We start from the raw sequence: 19,836 nt of genomic DNA on the forward strand, positions 1-19,836 counted from the left end.
CCTGTTGGGCTTCGCGCAGGTCTTAGGTCGAATACGCCACCTGCGAGGCCGACCTACAGGCTTGGTCGAGACGCTGTCATGGTGAAGGTGGTGATCTACCTGGAGACCTTCGAGATCCTGATGTCATGCTCTGGGGCACCGCCCATCATCCCGAAACTGCCGGAGGACGGAGCTAACGTTGAGCGAGTGACCACTAACACTCTGTTATCGGCGTCTCCCGATCGCCTGCGCGCCGACACGGTCGCCCAGCTGAAGGAACGAGGCTCGATCCGCTCCCCTGAAGTCGCCGAGGCCTTCGCGAGGGTCCCGCGCGAAAAGTTCGCTCCCGAAGCGTCATCGCTTTCGGCCGCCTACTCCGCCATGGACATCGTCATCACCAAGCGCAACGCTGCCGGCAAGGCGACCAGTTCAGTCAGCGCGCCATGGCTCCAAGCCGAGATGCTCGAAGCCGCGCGACTCGCGCCCGGGGCCAGAGTGCTGGAAATCGGCAGTGGCGGCTACAACGCCGCACTCATCGCCGAAATCGCCGGCCCTGAGGGGTTGGTGGTCACCGTGGACATCGACCCCTTCGTCACCGAGCGAGCCACCCGCTTCCTCCCAGAGACCGGCTACCCACAGGTAAAGGTCGTGCTCGGAGACGCTGAGCACGCCGCCGAAGAACACGGGCCCTACGATGCCATCCTCGTCACGGTCGGCGCCTGGGACTGCCCATGGGGACACTTGCTCGCCCCAGGCGGCCGGATGGTCGTGCCGCTGCGGTTCTGCGGAATCACCCGGTCAATAACCTTCATCCGAGAAGGAGACCGATTCGTCGGGCTTAACCCGACGGTGTGCGGGTTCGTCCCCATGCAAGGTGCGGGAGCGCACCAGGAGCAGGTAGCGGCCCTCGCTGACGGAGCAGTGACGTTGACGATCGACGCCGGCCCCGCGCTAAATACCTCCGCGCTGGATCTGGCGCTCGCCGATGACCCGACCGAGGTGTGGACCGGCGTCGTGGTCGTAAGCACCGAGCCGTTCGGCACGCTGCATCTGTGGCTCGCTACCGTGGACGACACCTTCGGCCTGATCTGGCGAGACCCGGACCGGGACAGTGACGTCGTCAAGCCCGCCGTCCGGTGGTTCTGCCCGGCCCTCGTCACGCCCGACAGCTTCGCCTACCTCACGGTCCGCGAAAGGGACTGCAAGAGCGAGCGGCTCCACCACCACGAGTTCGGCGTTCACGGGCACGGCCGCCACGGCGCGGAACCTGCCCATCGACTGCTCACTCACGTGCAGACCTGGGATCGCGATCGGCGCCACGGCCACGGTCCCGACTTCACCCTTTACCCCGCAGACACCGCGATGCCCGTCCCAGCCATCGGCCGGATCTTCCCGAAACGCCACACACAAATGGTCATCGCCTGGCCGTAAATCGATCACCAGTGAGAAGCGTTGGGTCACCGACCGTCTCATCCCCATCAGGGGCAGGTGTCCGTCTCTTCCCGAAGGTGCCCCGGCAGGGCGGAAGCTATGGGGTGTCAGCGCGGCCCACAGCGCTCTATCGGCCCAGTTCGCTTAGGACAGACGACCTGGCGACGCAGCACCCATCTACCTTGCCAATGTTGCTCCGCGTGAGCAGAACCGCCCAGCCGAACCACTCGGACCACCAGCAGATACAAGGAGACGAGACAGGCCGATAGTCAAACCTAGAAGACCAGGTCAACCGCTCCGCACTAGTTTCGGCGCTGGACAGGCCCTATCCGCATGGGGTTGCCGTGAAACGATCAACTTTCCAGGCGACCTCGATGCAGCTACTCTCGACTCAGGAACTTGAGCAAGTCATCGGGAGATGCGATGGGCCGGCAGACGCACCGCAAGGACGACCTCCTGGTCTCCTCCAACTTCATCCGCGCAGTCCGAGAGTCAGGCTACGTCAGCCTCGCGACCGCCCTCGCAGAACTTATAGACAACTCGCTGCAGGCATCCGCAACAGCAGTCGAGGTCACGATCACACGCCCCAAAGCAGGCGGCCTACCGGAAATTCGTGTCGAGGACAACGGGGAAGGCATGTCACGCTCCCAACTCGAGGCGTGTCTCCGCTTCGGCGGCACGTCACGTTTCGACGAGCGTCAGTCGTTCGGTCGGTTCGGTATGGGCCTGCCCGCTGCGTCCCTCAGTCAGGCTCGGCGAGTCGAGGTGACCTCCTGGCAGAACGGCCACACCGCAAACCAGGTCTTCTTAGACGTCGACGCAATTGCCGCGGGAGCCCCAGTTGATCTTCGTGCTGCTCGCCAAACTGGCGTCAGCACAGGCTCGGGCTGCCTGGTGATCTGGCGAGACTGCGACCGCATCGAGTACCAGCGCCTCGCTTGGCTTGAACGCGCCTTGCGCCGCGATCTCGGACGCATGTACCGGCGTTTCCTACGCAACGGCGGCCTCACCCTGACCATCAACGGGACACGGGTCGATCCGGTCGATCCCCTGCTGCTGACGGCGAAGGTCGAAGGGCACAGCGCACGCCTGGCCTTCGAACCGCTCCGCTACGAACTCGCAGCGTCGTCCGGCGAGACGGCCTTCGTCACAGTTAGGTTCGCGATGCTGCCGGTTCACCACTGGCATCATCTAGACAATGTGACCAAGCGACGCATCGGCATCGTCGGCGGAGCCGGCGTCTCTATCCTCCGTGCCGGTCGCGAGATCGCAACCGGTTGGCACCTCATGGGCGCAAAGCGAAGGGAGAACTATGACGACTGGTGGCGCTGCGAGATCGAGTTCGACCCCATCCTCGATGAGCACTTTGGCATTACCATCAACAAGCAAGGCATCCGGCCTTCTCAGGTCCTTCAGGAGGCCCTCGGGCCGGAGTTGGAGTCGATCGCCAGGCTGTTGAACTCGCGCGTGCGCCACGCCTTCGAGGAAGTCAAGTTTCAAGCGGCGACGGAGGCATCGTGCCGGATAGCGGAGGCTGCGGATGTCGACCTGCCCGTCATCCGGACGGCTGGGAAGGGCTCAGGCGCCCTCAGCTACCGGATCGGGTCGGAGCAACTTCCAATCGAGACGATGTTCACCTCAGTCCTGAAGCGGCGCACGCTCGACGTAACGCTGAACATCGACCATCCCGCCTTCGCGGCGTTGTACCGTCCTCTCCAGGCGCTGAGTGATGAGGCGGCAGCAGAATTGCGCATTGCACTCGAACTGTTCCTCCTATCCTTGGCCCGCACCACAACGCTCCTGGACCGTGACGGCCACAACTGCGACGCTCTCCTGCAACTGTGGAGCAGGACCTACGGACGGATGCTCCAGAAGTCATGAAACAAGAGGCCATGCTCGTTCCCCTAAGCCTCCCGGCCGATGCTTCCCCTAGGGAACGGCAAGGGTTCGCCCGACTCTGCACCCTCCTCGCGAGTACTACGGAGGACGCCGAGGCTCTAGGTGACCGCGACCACTGGATCCGGATGGCCAAGATCACCAAGCTATACGACCAGCCTCTACTTGCTGCAGCGGCTCACACCACCATCGATCTTGTGAATCAAGGCTGGACAGTTCGGATCGACAAGTCCAGGGCTGTCCTTGCGCCCCCGTCGGTGCACAGCAACCGCGAGGCGGAGAAGGCCCGGATCCGGAGTCAAGAGCACCTACGCCGGGATGAGCAGCTCAGGAAGGGCAGCGTTCGACGATTCGTCGAGAGCATGGAGCGCACGCACCAGCAGGGTGACCGGTTGGTCTCCATCTTCAACTTGATGCGCGACGGCCGAGAATTGGCGGACGCGCTTGAGCGTACCGGTGCGTCCACGGATGTCATCAAACCCTACGTGCAGATTGTCGACTCCTCGACGTGCGAGCTGACCGGTTTCAAGCTCCACGACATCTGGCGCTACTTTCGCCACACTTGGTCCAACGCCTACGCGACTGTTCCGGGCCGCTCGATGCCCATCCTGATCCGGGATGCAGCCACCGATTTCCACGCCGTGATCGGGCTGGCGGCAATCTCCAGCCCGGTCGTCCAGATCGCTGAGCGCGACCACTGGATGGGTTGGGAGACCGATCAGTTCCTCAAGCAGGTGCAAGCTCAGCCCACTGGCGATATGGCCTGCTGGCTGGCCCAGCGGATCCATTGCCAGCAAAGTGAGATCTACGTCGACGATCTCCTCCGCGATGGAATTCTCCAACCCACCGACCTGGCGACACCTACCCCTGAGGTCATTGCCCGGCTGCGGACTGACGCCGAGCGGCATCGTCAGAGGCACCACCAGGCCGGCACAATCCGCGAGGTCCGCAACATCGAGCGCGACGCGTGGGTGCATCGTGCCACGACGGACCTATTTCGGAGCAAGCGTTCGTCGGCGCTCGCTGAGGCCCTAGAGATTGCGACTCTGCTCGGGACCTATCTCTCCCCTCCCACGGTTGAAGGACTCATAAAGGCCTTTTCGGATCCTAAAGCGCGTACGCAGATGCGTCGCGTGGTGCGCCGTGCAAGAGGAGAACGAGTCGGAACCGTCATCGCCGACCTCACCGTCTGCGGCGCCGTGGCACCCTACAACGCGCTGGCAGCGGGGAAACTGGTGGGCGCGCTGGCCGTCTCGCCTCGGGTACTGGCCGCTTACCGCGAGAAGTACGCGCGCCCAAGCGAGATCGCGTCGGCGATGGCGGGTCGTCCCATCCTGCGCGAAGCCCGCCTCTCCTTTGTAGGAACGACGTCGCTCTACGGCACCGGATCAAGCCAGTACAACCGGCTGTTCTGGCCTGCTGAGATCATGGGGGGCGACAGCAACACGCGTATGGGCTTCCACGAACTCGGACGATCACGGTCATTTGGAACCTCTCACTTCTCAGAAGAGACCGTCGACGCCCTCGTCAGGCTTTCGGGGCTGCGCGGCTCACTCGTCCGGGTCAACAGCCTGTTCGGTGAGGGTGTCAGCCCTCGCCTACGCAAGGTGCGGCTAGGGCTCGCCGCACTCGGTTGGCCCGCCAACGAACTACTTAGGCACGGGCGCGAACGCATCCTCTATGGCGTTCCACTGGTCGAGAACCTGCGAGATTACTCACTCGGCATCGACCGGGAACCGAAGTATCTGCTGAATCCCGAACTGTCCGACGCAGACACCAAGGTCGCCGACTGGTGGCTCGAGCGCTGGTGCCAGCGGAGGGCGACGAGCCAGAATGTCCTGGAGTCCATGCGTTCCCACCGGCTGGTCCGGCCGGTGCGGCACGGTGCCCGCGTACCGTTGCCTATTGAAGACGAATTGGTCTCGTTCGCCCCCCAACACCCTGGTGGCGACGAACACCATTAACTCTCCTTGTTGGTCAGGACAAAAATCTCCGATGCTGCGGTCAGTGTCGCCACGGTTATCTCCACCTCGGGATCGTCGTCAAGTCGAAGGTTCAGCACGCGAATCCGACGACCAGTCGGTAACGCATTCGTGGTCGCCGCTGTCCGGAGCAGCATCGTCTTCTGACCGGTGCGCTCACTGAGCAGCCACCAACTGCGCGCGCCGTTTTGAGGGCCGACAACACCCTGGTAGTCGAACCAAGCTCCAGCAGAAAGCGTGTGGACTTCCGGCGCTTGCTCCCAGTAAGCATCGCAGAGCTGCCGCACCTGGCAGAGTGAACACTTCTGGCCATCTGGGAGTGCCTTTGGTACGGATGCGATCAACTCGGTCTCCGCAGTGGCGATCCTCTGCCTTACGGTTTCCTCCAGATCCCGCAGCTCGGGTTCTTCCGGTGCAGGTACCGTGATCTCATGTGTTGGATAGGAGGCGGTCAGCTCGGTCGCCGGCCTCCGGTCGGGGTTAGCGATCCGGTCAAGATCCCACAACACTGCGTATAGCCGGAGTTGATCGAGGTGACTCGGATCCTCTGCGCCCGTCTTGTAGTCGGTGATGGCGACACGGTCCTGAGTAGCAGTGAGCAGATCGACGCGGCCCATCAACCGCAGCGTCTCAGAAACCAACGGGATCTCAGGATGTGTACCCAGCCCCGCAGGCCTTCGGCCGGACGCCGGTCCACCCACCGACGTCCCGGGATCGGCCTGGGGCCTGGCTGTCTGCGGAGTTGGAGGCAGCGCGGTCCGACTCAAGTACGCCTGTACGTGAACGCGCGCCTGAGGGACACGGTCACTGAGTTCGACGCTTATGCGCTTCATTCGATCATCGTCCAGGCGAGGATTGCCCTTCAACCTGGCTAGCCGATCGCCCGATGCCGCCTCCACCACAGCTGTGATGCCACCGAGGTCGCGGAGTACCTGGACTGCCTGCGCATTCCGGGGCGATGTGCATCCAGCTGTCACTAGCTTCCGGACGATGGTTTCGAGCGCCGCATGTACGACATCTCCGAAGAGGGTCGCGGCGACAGGGAGTTGGGGGTAACCACGCTTCTCCCAAAGCTTCGGATACTCCGACCGCGACAACATCCAGCGTCGCGGACACGCCTCCATCTCGCGTAAGGAGGAGTGGCTCCAAAATGCAGGTTGCCGTGGCAACAGCGCCTCGGATGCCTCGACGCCGGTGGGAAACGAGATCCTCTCGCTCACGTCAGTGCCCGCTGAACTAGTTGGCTGGCGAACGGGAGATTGCGAGAGATCACCATGTCATCGATCAAACTTACCGGGACACTGCCGAATTCCTTGGCGTCGCGTAACTCATCGGTCGGTGCCACATCGGGGGTCAGGGGACCGTGCACACCGAAAATCCACTGCTGGCTGCTCCGCGTCGCCAGGATGGGCGCAGTGACCGGCCCGATACCCTCGATCTCGATCGCGATGCCTCGTTCGAACCGGATGCCGCTGATCTCTCGACCGATGAGATCCTCGAAAAGCCTGTCGGATGACCGCTCGAGCCGCTCCTTGTCCAAGACCGGTAGGGTTCCGTGAATCAAGTAGCGCAGAAGACTGGCGCCGACGTGCCGGTCGAGGAGGTTGTGCTCGAACCGGTTGCGGAAACTACGCAGACAGCGATAGCAGGATTCATCACAATTTGCTGGGCAGTCCTCGAGACGTTCCAGTGTCCGTTCGAAGATCTCCATACCGTAGTCGTTGACCCGGCGGGTGAAGCCTGCACCGCCAGCGAGTGTGTCGTACACGTAGATCTCGGCCTCGAGGCCTTCCCTACCCAACGAAGTCAGCGCAGGTCGGTACTCCGCCTGCAGTTCCGTCGCCTCGATATCTAGCTTTCGAGTCGCAGCAATTGTCAGTGCCTCAGCAACCGTACGAAGCGCGATGTGCGTCGACAGAAACGTTGGCCTAAGGGTGATGGGCGCAGCTACTTTCATGCGAACCAGGAGCACATCGGAAATGAAGTCCGTGCCCAGTACCAAGCCCCGCGTCGATGCCGAGCCGGCGCAATTCGGTTCCTTCTCGTCTGGGTAAGGCTTCCTGTGCGTTCCAATCACCACACCCGACGCGGTCGCTGTCGGCTCGATGAGCCCACAGCGGGTGCAGTAGGTGTAACCTTCGCTGCGCGGGCCCGTATTACTGACGAGCAGGGTCTCGCGGCGATACGTCTGCTCCAGGGAATCAGTGACGCGCTGCCAGGCAGTCTTCTCGGTTGGTCCAGGCGCCATGAGCTTGGCCCGCGTGGCATAACTGACCGCGGGCGCATCGTCGGGACTTGTGCCGGGATCCTTCTCGGCCGGGTGCGCAAACCCCGGTGGACGCATCCAATTCTTGGCCTTACCGAACTTGTCCACGGCGCCGCAAGCCGGGCAGTCGCGTTCTTCCCCGCGCTCAGCCTGGTCATAGGGGAAGTGCTTGGCGTAGTGGCAGACCTGGCACTCGAAGTAGAGCAGTTTGTCCTGCCAGGCCTGAAAGCGTTCCTTCTGGACCGGCGCGTAGATAGCGCCCGAGGTCCACTCCTTGTTGTCGATCCACACCACTTTGCCCGGTGCGTACTGGCTGAGCGCCACCGGGAGACCCTGACTGGGCTCGTAGCGGAACTCGGCCTTGAAGCGTGTCGATCGATCGAGATCGAAGACGTGAAAGGCAACAACATCCGTCGGAAACGCGTAGCGCGGCAGCACTCCTTTGTACAGCAGTCGGTCGAGTAGGTTCGTCTGACTCCGCTGGACGCTCGGCTCCTCGGCACCGTCCTCGGCCGGGCCGTCTGCTTCCACCTCATCGGACTCCGGTGGGGCATCACCCTCGGAGGTATTGGGCAGACTACCGTCGAGGTCAAGGTCAAGAGCCTTGTCAATCTCATGGAGCGTCGTCGCGACGACGCCTCCGAGAACGGATTCGCGATCGGCCTGGCTCAACTCATCGGGAAGCCACGACGCAACCTCCTCACGGAGCGTACTCTCCCAGGTCTTCAGCCACTCTTCCAGGTCGGTCCGGTTCAGCGGTGAGGTTGTCCTCACAAATGCCTCGACAGTCCCAAGGACCTCGAAAAGCTGCGGCTGCTCGTCTGGGTCAATCGTCGGCAGCCGATCCTGGTGATAGCGCTGAAGCAGGTACGCGATGACGTGACGCCGAGCGATCTCATCGTTGTCCATTGTCAGCACCGGGTCATCGACTTTCCCTCTGATCATGAGTTCTGGCTGACGGAAGTAGTGGTCATCGTGTGTGTCGGCGCTCCCGAAGGCGAGCACAGTGGCGACTGCGTTGCCCCTACGACCCGCCCGACCTGCACGCTGTTGATAGTTGGCGCGCGATGGTGGCATGTTGCGAAGAGCGACGCCGGTCAGACTGCCAATGTCGATGCCCACTTCCATGGTTGTCGTGCAAGACAGAACGTCGATGGCGGCGCGTGTCTGCTCTCCTGGGCGGGCCAATCCGAGGTCCACATCCTGGAACAGCAATTCGTGCTCTTCTGCCTTGGAGAACGCTGCGTCGGACTGGGCAGCATTGAGCTGCGCCGTGTGCTCGGCGGCAATAATACTCATCGGCGATTCAGCCGGGTCGCTGAGAGCCCGGGCCGCGCTGGCCCGGTAGTAACCCTTACGGGCTTGGAAGACCGGATCGGTCTCAGGGTTGAGCGTCCTAACCTGATCGGCGCCGCAGCTGACACACCGAGCTGTGCCGGGGAACGGCCGCTGTGTAAAGCGGCAGCGCATGCAATAGCCCCACAGCCCACCAATTTCCAGGGCAATCTTCGTGGCCGACAAACGAAACTTGCCCGCCACCGGTTCGCAGAAAGTCGTGAGCAACGTCTGCAGCCAGCCATCTCTGAACTTCTTCTTTGCCGAGCTCGAATCAAGCCACCGCTCGATCGATTGGAACTTACCAGCGTGCGATTTGACGCCGCGTTTCGTCTGCAACCAGTCACCGTCGGTCATTGACGGGAACCAGATCCCGCGGGCAGGAGTACTCCACTGCGCCAGCCACAATCGCACGAGAGCGAGTTTGGCATCGGCGCTGGTCGCGACCCCCTCGATGTCCGGCAGGCTCGTCAGCAACACATCGGTCAGATCCGCCCGCTCACGGAGAGAAGCCAGCCCCAGGGACGACAGCCCGTAGTACCTATCTGTCAGCGTTGCATACATAGCCCGCAACAGCGACTGCGGCGGCGAGGCGGTGCTCAGGAGTGGCACCAACTCACCCACGTTACCCTTGAGCGCACCCTTGTCGATCGCTTGTGCGACCTGGCCCAAGATGTGGAGTGTCTCCGTGGGACGCAGTTCCGGGCGCAATCGCACCGACAGTAGCCGCGCTCCGACCGTCACGGCCAGAAACAGACGCTCCAAGCTGAGCGACGGCGCCAGCAACGGTTGATTCGCCAGTTCCCGCCACCCACGCAAGATCAAGGGCCGAATGACGTCTCGCATCGAATAGCTCTGCAGGTTGGGTGCCAGCCGGGCGGCGACTTGCCTGGAGTCCGAGAACACGAGTACTTTACGACCGCGCAACGGCGCAAAGTCGGTATACGGCTGTGCGCCTGGCGGCTGAACCTCGATCTGACGTGTCACGAGGGCTTGGAACGGCTGATCACCCTTCGTTTGGTGATCCTGCACCGATGATCGACCAAAGCCCGCGAGTTGCCCGCAGACACCACAGGGTTTGAACTCTCCGTTTGCCTCGGCCTGCTCCTCATCGTCATCGTCGTCACCCTTGACGGACTCTCCTCCCCGAAGTCGAGGAATGAAGACGCCGCGGATGCGGGAACCAAGTTCTTCCGGATTGAGCCGACCAGTGATCAGATCGAGGTCGGCGGGTAGGACATCCCCCTCGGACGGATGCTCGAGCAGGAGGTCAAGGGGCTGGAGTTCTGGAATGAAACCTGATGCCGACTGGAACGTTCCCCCTGGCTCGTGCCACAGGTCGGACGGCTCGAGGACGTCATCGGTGTAGGCCCGCGCATAGGCGGAGCCACAGTGCCGGCATGTGAATAACTCGAAGACTCTGGCGCCACAACTGCAGGTTGCCCGCGGTTGTGCGTAGAGCTTACCCACCGGCCCCGGAAGCGGGTGCGCCTCCCGGTCAACGTCCGGACAGTCCGGGTCGAGGCAGGCCCAGAGGCCGGGCAGACCACGAAAGAACGTATGCACACGACACGGCAGCAGACCCGCGTCATCCGCCGACCGGCGCGCCGCGCTGCCAAGCGCCACGAGCGCGGAAACGGCCCTGTCAGCAAATTCCTTCTCTACCGTTGGGAAGATGAGCGCGCCCAACTCGTTTACCGGCTGCGCCTGCTTCATGGTCTCGTTGACCAGTAGATTCATCGGACCGAAGGCACTGAGTGCATCGTGCAGGAGTTCGCCGACTGTCGCGCCCTCCGTCACAGTTACCTCACGGTAATTCAGAAGACCCTGAACGGCGGCGATGCGAGCCTCGTCGCCCTCACCCTCATAGAAGGCGTGCATAGGCACTGAAGCGAGGGCCTGCGCGTCCTGGTCGCTGCCTGTTTCGGCCAGTTCCCGCAACGCGAGCCGACCCTCCACGGTCCTGAAGTCGACCTCGGACTTGCCGCTCAACTGCGCGGCGAACTTACGCGCATACTCAGCGCTCGCGAAGCTCGCACTGGTGCAGATCACCTGCAACCGGTCCGGCGGGATCCCAAGCCGCGCGCGAAGGCGCCGCAGCAGAAGTGCAACCTCGGCGCCAGCCGCACCTCGGTAGAGATGGGCCTCATCGATGATCAGGAGAAACCTCTCGTCGGGGTTGTTCTCCAACCAAGCCCGCGTAGCATCGAACACCGGCCGCTCGAGCGGGCGCATCAGCATGTACTCGAGCATCGAATAATTCGTGATTAACACATCTGGAGGTGCCTCTAGCACCTCATGGCGTGTCAGCAGTTCGGGGTCGTCGGGCTGAAGGACAGCCCGGACAAACTCGCCATCCTTGTTCTTCCAGCGGGAAGCCTTCTCGCCATACCATGCCTTCAGGTCCGGCTTGGCTGGCCATTTTCCGCGTGACCGCAGCTTGTCGATGAGAGCTGCTGCGTCGTCGCGCCAGGGCGATGACGGGTCGGACGCCTGGTCGATCAGCTGAATGTAGAAGTCCTCGATCGAGCGAAGCCGCGCTTGATCCTTCCCAACCTTCCGTACACCGGGGTACAACGTTCGGCTGGTGTAGCGCGCGAATCGGGCTGGACGGCCAGCCCAGGCGCTGAATTGGCCACTGACGCGTGGGTCGCCGAGCAGTAGTCGAAGACGACCTAATTGGTCGTTCACTAGCGCGTTCATCGGATAGAGGATCAAGGACCGGACAGCGGGCGCCGCGAACGACTCGGGCTTGTGGGCAGCTTCCGCCGCAAGCTTCGCCAGCATCGGCAGGAGAAACGACTCCGTCTTTCCCGAGCCCGTGCCAGTAGTGACCGCCAGGCTGAGGCCATCGCGAGCCGTCCACTCGAGCGCCTCAGCTTGGTGGGTATAGGGCGGGTCATAAAGCAGCGGTCTCAGCCCACCCACATGTGTCGTCAGGCTGCCGAAGAGCGCGTGGACAGCAGCGTCGAGTTCGAGACCGGCAAAGCGTCGTCCCGCCTGATAGCGGGGAGTGCTCTCGATAAAAGGCGCGCGGAACAGCACACCTTCCTGCTCGAGTAGGACACGACGCTGCTCAATCACGGTTGGATGCCCAACGTGGTAGGTCGCCTCGATGTAGTCCTGAAGCGCAGCCTGAATCTTCGCGACCGTCTCCGCGATCGTAGGCGCTTCCACCGTCACACTACTTCTCCCTCTTCCCTGATGCTCATCCACAGCATGTCAACGAAGAAAGCCGACAACTCGCCGATTACGGAAATCGGTACGCGATAGGAGATCAACGCTCCCCTTGTCCGCGAGACAGGGATTCCCACGAGTTCGAGATGGCGCTGCGCCCACCCGGGCACAGGGCCAAACAAGTCCAGAACTCGGCTCCCGTCCGCTCCTACAGCAGACCGGACGCGTAGCAGTTGTGGCTGATCCGCCACGGCATCGATGGCTGCCTGAAAGCGCCACGCCTCATCGCACCCTGATCCAGCAAGGTCATCGACAGGTAGATCCACAAGCGCGCGAGGCACGCCTTGCTCGATACGCACGAGGCACCACAGGTCCGAGCCGTATGCCTGAGGTCGACGGCCAACGAAGTCTCCAGAATCGCCGTCCGCGAGTAGCCGCCAGCGGCCGCGATAGTAGCGAACGGGTTTCCCTGAATCAATGATCGTCAGGCCGTCGATGTAACCAGACTCCGCCGCCCTATCCAAGCGCTGACGCATCGCACCAACAACATCGGCAGCTCGACTCACACTCGGGTGCTTGAGCCAGTGCTCACGGCGGATCTCGTGTAGGCCAGCGGCACGCAGTTGGACAGGCGCCACCTCGGCGTCGAGTTCAACAAAGCGCGTATGGTTCTCGTACTGCACCTCCGCGCCCACCGACTCGTCAACGAGCGGTGCACCGTTGGGGCGCACGCCAAGTAGGAGGTGCTGCCCGGGCGCCTTCCTCACATATGACGGCGGCGCCAGGTATAGCTGCCGCCCTCCATGACCCCCCGGTCGAGGGAGTTCGACCAGGTCACCAATCGACACCAACAGATCCAACTGCTCCGCGACCCGGCTACGGCTCATGGATAATGATTCATCGAGGAAGCTGACTGCCTCAAGTACGGCCTCCACGAGTTGGCGCGGCGTCGCCGGGCACATGAACGAAGCCGCGCGGCGAAGTGAAGCGCAAAGCGCCTCCGTAGAGGAAATGTCAGTTACCGTCTCATCCAGCCCCAGCGCGCGAACAGTACGTTCTGCAGTCTCTCGGCCACTGAGCGGAATTATGCTCATCGATGATCTCCGGCAATCGGATAGTCCGATATTTCCTGTAGCTCTTCAGTTCCAAGCACCGCGAATCGGGCCGCCCGGATGAGGACGGGAGAGTGGAGCACACAGTTCAAGAACCTATCTCGTTCAGTCTCGCCCCAACTCGCGAGATGTCCCGGCCTGCTAGCAAGTTGCAGTAGAAACTCGGCTGCGGTACGCGAATCGCCGATACCGCTGCCTCCCGCGATGGCAGCTATCGCTTCGGCGAATCCCTCTCTCAGCGCAGCCGGCGAGTCCAACCACTGCCAGAGATGGTCAGCGATCTGCTGGGCCACCGCACGCTGCAACGGAGCGTCGCCCACGAGTTCCTGCATCTCGTCCAACAAGTCAGGCGGCTTGCGACCACTGAGAGGGACGCGTCTGCGTTCCAGGCGAGCCCACCTCTTTCCGGCGACAAGGGACACGAGGGCGGTCGTGATGGCGCTGAGAGCCTGTTCCCTCTGACGATGAGCAAAGGGATCAGCAGGCAGATCAGCGTCTAGCCAGCGACGGTGGCCAACGATGAGGCGCTGCACCTCGGACAGTGACTGGTTTGCGTACCGGACCACTGGACGGTCATACGGCGTCTGGCGCAGCCGGTTAGGCTCAGGCGGCAGTATGATGCCAGCGGTCACGTTGCCGGACGTCGCCTCCAGCATTCCGCCACTCACTGGGACGGCTATCGGCTCGTGGGCATCGCATTCCTCACCGATCAGGGGCGCTTCCGTCCGAAACAGGCGCACCTGGGTGCCTCCGTCTGTGCGATCAATTAGGCGTGCTTCGTGTCCGCCGCGGCGGCGCTTGGTAAGCACCCAACGGAGAGGGTCGAAGCCTCGTTCGCAGATCAGCGACGCGAAGCCCACTCCGCTCCGAGACACCGATATTTCGCAAGCCTCGGCCTCGTCGTAGGAGCCGAGCAGGTTTCCCTTGCGCAGGTGCTGATCTGCGAACCTCTTCCAAGCGCCGTCACTGAAGGGAAGTGAGATGACCTGAGGATGCTGTGCCAGTTCTTTCCCCGCATCGTCACGCAGCACGATCGTCAGTTCCGCTGTTGCATTGAGCGGTCCATCGACCGAGAGGGCGGCCTTACCATCCCAGAGCTCGGTCAGCTTTGGGCGTGCTGGTGTGGCAAACAGCCGGATTCCCGAGCCCTCCGTGCCTTCTGCAGAAGTCGCGTGCGCGTCGCGGATCGTCACCATCAGCGAACCACCTGCAAGGGATGCGCTCGTGCCTGCCGTCAGTAGCGACACGCGCACCTCATGTATGCCCACTGCGAGGCCCTCAAGAGCGAAGATCAACTCTGGCTCGGCCGAAGGCCAATCGAGCACGAAGGGCATGCCGTGATCGACGGTCACCGCGCACTTATCCGCGGCTCGCGTAGACCGCACCGCCAGCATTGCTGGCTCCTCGGCCAGCCACTCGACAGCACCTTCCCCATCCCAGGAACCCGGCACGAGCCCGACCGGTCGGATAGAGACATCCGACACTACCGACAGGCCTACCGCGGCAAGCCGGACAATGTCCGCTTCAGCAACGTTTTGCGGCACCTTCAGATCGAAGGCGTGCACTCCGTCAGCCAAGACAATCGCTTTATCAACCCATGGCAGCGCTGGAGGATCAGTCTCGACCCCTCCAACTAGGCAATACTCGTGGCCGGGCCGCACGAACTTGCCCCTGACCTCCATAGCCAGCCCGTCTGCTTGCTTCCGGAACACCCACCACGGGCCTCGACTGATGGAGCAATTCTCGGCGAGAACACTGTTCACGGCCGGTGAACCGCGCTCCAACTGGATAAGTGGTATATCGGGCCGAGGCCAAGCGGAGAGGAGCACCGTGTCCGGATACATCAGTTTTCCTCGGGGAAGTGGGCCACGGTGGCCATTCACCCTCGGGCGCAGATTCCGGAGTTCCTGCTCGACCTGCTTTTGCCGCGCCTGCAGCGGCGTGAGATCGGGCAATTCCACGTACGGACGCCAGCCATCGTTCTCACGCCGGAGCAGAAGCTTCGGATGGACGATAGCCGGGAGACGCTTCCCTCGTTGCGCAGCCCCAAGCTCCGATTTGTTCGGACGAAATCCTCTGGAACGTACCAAGTCAGCCGAGCGCTTGGCGCTAGTCAACCAGGTACGTGCCTGTCGCTCGCTGGACAGGTCGTCGACCAGACGAATAAGCGTCGACCGCACAAGATAAGGGGACTCCTCGTCGTCGCCTGCGAGCAGCGCCGCGGCGACCTGGCCGAGAAGGCTCTGGTTAGCACAGAAGATCTGGAACCGCTCGCTGTATCGCCCCGTGCGCGACGCCAAGCATGCACCCATTGCGCGTGGATCACTCAGCAGCTCCGTGGTCAGTACTGCGCGCGACTCGAACAGAAGCAGGGCCAACTGCCGCTGGAGGTAGGCTGGCATAACGGCATGTGTAATCGGCCAGGCTATGATGTTGAAGTTCGTGGCGAAGCTGCCCTTCGGCTCGACCCCCCCATAGTCGACCGAGAACTGCTTAAACCACTGCTTGATGCGGACGCGGTTGCCGGAAACGTTCCAACCCTTGCTGCTCTCCCAGCCTGGTGTCTTCTGGGCAAAGAGTGGCCAGTACTCGCCACCGACATAGTCGTAACCGATCTCGGCGGCGTACACCACGAAGGGTAACCACCAGAGGTGGTAGCGAGCATCGAATCCGTGCGCAACAGCGCCACGCACCGCAGCTAGGAGCAACTCGAACTCGACGCCGCTGAGGTCATGCTCCAGCGCAAAGACAGGAGCTGTCGGCTGCAGCAGCTGCCGACCTTCGCACAGCGCCCGAAAGTGGTTATCGAGATGTTTGTGCAGGTATTGGAGAATTTCTGCCGAATCGCTACGTATTATCCCGTCCACACTCGATGCCACCTCCCTTATGCCTCGTCTTGGCTTGGACCCAGTGTGCGACAGGACACTGACATTTTGGGAGGACCATAGCGCGAATGTTGCCCTCGATCTTCATGGGGGCTCCGCCATCAACCCGAGGGCACGGATGGAGCGGACGGTGGGCGGCGCCTAGCTAGGCCGCTTTGGCCGGCAGGTACGGGCCGCCGCTGCTTCACCAGATCACGGTGCCAGCGCAGGACGGTACCCGGCCGAACGAGAAGCCGCAGTCGGCGCAGGACCCCGTGAGGCAGCGATGTAGGAGGGCGGCCAGGAAGACACGGTCTTCGGGAGCGAATCTCACTCTGGCGTCGGCGCCGAGCTGTCGTTCGAGGATGGTGATCTGGTGGCACAGAGCGAGGATCCCGATGCCTTTGGCTCGATCGCCCCTTGGCAGTAGCCGTCGCGCGGCGAAAGCGTTCGTGACGGTCAGATAGGGCAGGCGAAGGAGCGCGACCGATCATCATGCCGCACTCGGTTCGCGTCGCTGCGTGACCGAAGCTCACGCACGCCCGGAGAAACTCCGCAAGGCCATGACCTGGCCGGATGACATTACCGGCAGGCGCACAGTTACCGCGTCACGAAGTTTGAACCAGATCCCGTTGAGACCGAAAAAATCACTCACCGATCCCCTAAAGCCAATTTAGGATCACTTTCGATTGCATGTGGCAGATTATCCTTCCTCGAACTAGAGGAGTGGAATTATCGGATTTCCCTTTGAGAGCCGAATCCCCACTCTCTCGGATGTTTCTACCTGGCGGAACATCCGAAACTCCATGGAATGTCAGTCTCAGAAGCGTTCGGCCGACCGAGCCGGATGACGACGAGATCACGCCTCCCAAGAGGCAGGGCTTGCCCCTACACATCGTTACCAGTGGCCTGCCTAAGGATCTCCATGCTCTCGGGGTCTTTCGGTGCGGAGCGACGGTACTGCGGGTGACCGAGATCCATTTGAAGTGCGGCGTGGAGAGGGGCAGGGTAGCGGGTCCGGTCCGACCATGAGAGGGCCTGGTGGCTCAGCCGCGCGGCAGCGACAGCGAGGAGTTCCCGGCTGTAGCCGTCTCTCGTGTACATCGGGGTGATCTCGCGGGTGGTCATGGCGTACCACGGGGCGTTGAGCTCGTTTTCTTTGCGCTCATCGGCGTTGTTTGACGCCTGACCTGGGTCGGCGCGCCAGCGTGTCTTCCATTGGCCGTGGCGCTTCTTGCCGTAGTTTCTCGGTTCGGTGAATAGAAACCACGGATGGCCTTCGGCTTGATCCGCCGGGTAGTACAGGTCGCTGGAGGTCTTAAGCGGAACATCCTTGCCGTTCTTCTGCTTTTCGGTCACGGAGGCTAGGCGCGGCATTTCTTCCTGTGCGCAGTTCATCCGGATGATGCTGACGGGATTCCAAGAAGGAGGGAGTCCGGTTCCGGGGAGCCAGAGCCGCGGATCGTCGGGCTTCTTTCCGAGGCCCTGTTGGCTGTTCTGAAGGCCAGGCCATACCCGGCGGCACGCGTGGCCATCGATCATCAGAACGTATGGAAGCCCGTCGAGTTCGTCCTGGAGCTCTTGGAGCGCGATGCGGACGTCCTCGCCGGCCTGCGCCCAGCGTTGGAAGTCACTATTCCCGTCCTGAGTGTGAAGGGGGTAGTCCACTGCGTGGAAATGGCTTTGGGCTTGGGTGTAGTGCTCCCATTCCGGGTGGATGTTGCTCCAGCCGAGCATGCGCCAGGGGCCTCCGGGCTGGGCGGAGGGGATGATCGCGCAGGCGGTGATAATCCTCTTGGGTGCTCCCTTGTACTTGGAGTCGGTGGCCTGCTTGCGGATGTGGATGCCGCAGAACGCCAGACGAGGCAGTGGGTAGGGGTCGTCGTCGGGGTAGAGCGCGCGTTCGAAGCGGTCGTCCACGACGCCGCAGGACCGGTAGAGGTCCAGCAGTCCCATGTAGACGCGATGGTCCTCGAATGCCTTCTCAGGCGTTTTGATGACGTTGAAGGTCTTGGTGAAGGGGTCGTACGAGCGGCCGATGAGGAACTGGGATGGCACCGCTGCTTTGGCGAGCTCGCGCACGACCTGGTGCTTGGCGTCGCTCTCTTCCAGAGCCTTCTTTATATCGGTGGCTTTCATGCCCAGATGAGCTTCGCCTTGCACGGGGAGCTCTGTTTCGCACCAGGCGGCGAGGAGGATGTCCGGCTCCGCGAACCGGCTGGTGATCTTTTCGGTGTCCGCAGCTCGCTCGGTGCCGGGCCCGTGTTCCAGGAGATCTCGGGCGTCATAGAAGACGGCCTCGATTCCGGGCGCGACTTGGAGGAATTCACCGTCGACAGGGTCGAGATCATCTGGATTGAGATCGTAGGAGTGGGCGAGGCCGTGGATCATACGCATCCGGGTCTCGTGTCGATACCACAGGCAGAGGATACGAAGCCTCTGATATCCAGCTGCCTCAATCGACCGACGGATGCTCTCGGGGGACGGCTTACCCACAAGGTCGATGTATTCCCCCTTGTCCTTCTTCTGCGTGCGCTCTTTGCCTTCGGCGGCGCTAGCCGGCTCGTGGGCTCTCTTCCCGAAGACGTTTCCCTTCGACCGCAGGTCGAAGGGAGAAACCTTGTCACCGAATACGCGCTCGAGGTGTTCCCTGAGCAGCGCCAGATGGTGGATGCCCGCCCCGGCGCCGACGGCGAAGGTGTCTGTCTTCGGCATGGTCGGCCTGACCGCTCCAGGTGCCGGGGTCAGGATCTCCACTCGCTTGCCGTTTTCATCCAAGACCTTCAGCAGGCTGTGCTCATGTTCCACACGGTCTTCGATGAGGTCGAGAGAGGACCTGTCGGCGTCCATCTTCGAGAGGATTTCCAGCGCGTGCTTGTTCGTCCGGTGTAGGCCGCGCCCGTCCAGAGAAAGCGACAGCAGCGGCCGGTCCTTTCCTTGATCTACGAGGACGGTGCTGGCGTGGATCACGGTGTTGTTGATGCGACGGACATGGGCGTCCAGGTTCAGGATCGGAACAGGTTCGGCTGTGTAGGTGGCCATCTTGATCGAGAGGCGGGACAGCGCGTACTGAACCTGAGCCCGGGTTGGGTTCTCGGGGCGGGCAGTGGCCACATCGCTGAGGTTGACCGGGTGGGCGAGACGCGCTGGGATCGGGCCCATTGGATCTTCCCAAGCGATCAGGTCGCCGTCGCTGGTCGGCCGGTACTCCACGGCCGCGATGTTGCCCGAGGGCTTCCAGCCGACTGTCCTGTACTTGCTCTCGCCGTCCTTGCTCTCGTATTCCTCCCGAATCGGCTCCATTTCCCGGTCGAGGAACGAAGCGGAGGCCAACTTCTTGGCGATGTGCCATCTCACCGCTTCATAGGCCCAGCTGTCCGGGCTGGCGGGTTGGCCGTCCTCCTTGTGGAGAATGTTGTCCGCGAGGCTGAGGCGCTGTGCGCTGGTGGTCGAGATCCGGCGGGCCAGGTCGGGCCGGTCCATGAAGGGAATCTCGTCAAGAGGAATCCTGCGGACGACGCCTTCCAGGTAGGTGAAGACGGTCTCGAGGATCGCGGGCTCGACAGGGTTGAGCGTGACCATGAATGCCAGGTACTTGTCCAGGTAGACATAGCCATCAGTGATCTGCTGGAGCACGGTGACAGCGATGGAATAGGGGATGAGGAACGGGTCGGCTTCCTGCTCTCCGTTGATCCTTTTCTGGTTCCGTGCGGCCAGGCTCCCCAGGTCCCGCCATGCCCGGCGCGTCGGCGAGTGGAAATCGCCGAAGTCCCAGACCAGGGCTGTCATGCCGT

At 62.4% G+C, this 19,836-nt stretch carries 8 protein-coding genes; 3 read left to right on the plus strand and 5 right to left on the minus strand.

The genetic code is table 11. The annotated features are described in order from the left end of the window. The first annotated feature begins 78 nt into the window (after positions 1-78). From fxlM to ACQPWU_RS56845, 3 genes are all read left to right on the plus strand, one after another. On the plus strand, positions 79-1,410 hold the full coding sequence (fxlM, locus tag ACQPWU_RS56835) for a methyltransferase, FxLD system (RefSeq protein WP_433435404.1): 1,332 nt from the start codon (positions 79-81) through the stop codon (positions 1,408-1,410). Positions 1,411-1,833: 423 nt separating this feature from the next. Then, positions 1,834-3,291 carry an ATP-binding protein gene (locus ACQPWU_RS56840; RefSeq protein ID WP_433435405.1) on the plus strand — a complete coding sequence of 486 codons (1,458 nt, stop codon included), beginning with the start codon at positions 1,834-1,836 and terminating at the stop codon, positions 3,289-3,291. Between the two features lie 143 nt (positions 3,292-3,434). Next, positions 3,435-5,270, plus strand: coding sequence for a Druantia anti-phage system protein DruA (locus ACQPWU_RS56845; protein WP_433435406.1), 1,836 nt, complete (start codon positions 3,435-3,437; stop codon positions 5,268-5,270). Here ACQPWU_RS56845 and ACQPWU_RS56850 read toward each other — a convergent pair. The 5 genes from ACQPWU_RS56850 to ACQPWU_RS56870 all read right to left on the minus strand — a co-directional run bounded on the left by ACQPWU_RS56850 (position 5,267) and on the right by ACQPWU_RS56870 (position 19,831). Further along, positions 5,267-6,508 (minus strand): PD-(D/E)XK nuclease family protein, encoded by a 1,242-nt coding sequence (locus ACQPWU_RS56850; RefSeq protein ID WP_433435407.1) that lies wholly within the window; start codon positions 6,506-6,508, stop codon positions 5,267-5,269. The two genes, ACQPWU_RS56845 and ACQPWU_RS56850, sit on opposite strands and share 4 nt — an antisense overlap. Then, positions 6,505-12,072 carry a DEAD/DEAH box helicase gene (locus ACQPWU_RS56855; protein WP_433435408.1) on the minus strand — a complete coding sequence of 1,856 codons (5,568 nt, stop codon included), beginning with the start codon at positions 12,070-12,072 and terminating at the stop codon, positions 6,505-6,507. Before ACQPWU_RS56855 ends, ACQPWU_RS56850 begins: the two co-directional genes overlap by 4 nt. Next, positions 12,069-13,160, minus strand: a complete 1,092-nt coding sequence (locus ACQPWU_RS56860) for a hypothetical protein (protein WP_433435409.1) — start codon at positions 13,158-13,160, stop codon at positions 12,069-12,071. Before ACQPWU_RS56860 ends, ACQPWU_RS56855 begins: the two co-directional genes overlap by 4 nt. After that, the gene (locus tag ACQPWU_RS56865) at positions 13,157-16,057 is read right to left on the minus strand and encodes a hypothetical protein (RefSeq protein WP_433435410.1); all 2,901 of its coding nucleotides are present in this window, start codon (positions 16,055-16,057) and stop codon (positions 13,157-13,159) included. Before ACQPWU_RS56865 ends, ACQPWU_RS56860 begins: the two co-directional genes overlap by 4 nt. 873 nt (positions 16,058-16,930) lie before the next feature. Continuing rightward, the gene (locus ACQPWU_RS56870; RefSeq protein WP_433435411.1) at positions 16,931-19,831 is read right to left on the minus strand and encodes an RNaseH domain-containing protein; all 2,901 of its coding nucleotides are present in this window, start codon (positions 19,829-19,831) and stop codon (positions 16,931-16,933) included. Positions 19,832-19,836: the final 5 nt, after the last annotated feature.

This window comes from Nonomuraea sp. CA-141351, from assembly GCF_050944675.1.
In the GTDB taxonomy this organism is placed as follows: domain Bacteria; phylum Actinomycetota; class Actinomycetes; order Streptosporangiales; family Streptosporangiaceae; genus Nonomuraea.

Coding starts and splice junctions, on each gene's coding strand:
- fxlM (WP_433435404.1), top strand. CDS start 79: ATGGTGAAGGTGGTGATCTACCTGGAGACCTTCGAGATCCTGATGTCA.
- ACQPWU_RS56840 (WP_433435405.1), top strand. CDS start 1,834: ATGGGCCGGCAGACGCACCGCAAGGACGACCTCCTGGTCTCCTCCAAC.
- ACQPWU_RS56845 (WP_433435406.1), top strand. CDS start 3,435: ATGGCCAAGATCACCAAGCTATACGACCAGCCTCTACTTGCTGCAGCG.
- ACQPWU_RS56860 (WP_433435409.1), bottom strand. CDS start 13,160: ATGAGCATAATTCCGCTCAGTGGCCGAGAGACTGCAGAACGTACTGTT.
- ACQPWU_RS56870 (WP_433435411.1), bottom strand. CDS start 19,831: ATGACAGCCCTGGTCTGGGACTTCGGCGATTTCCACTCGCCGACGCGC.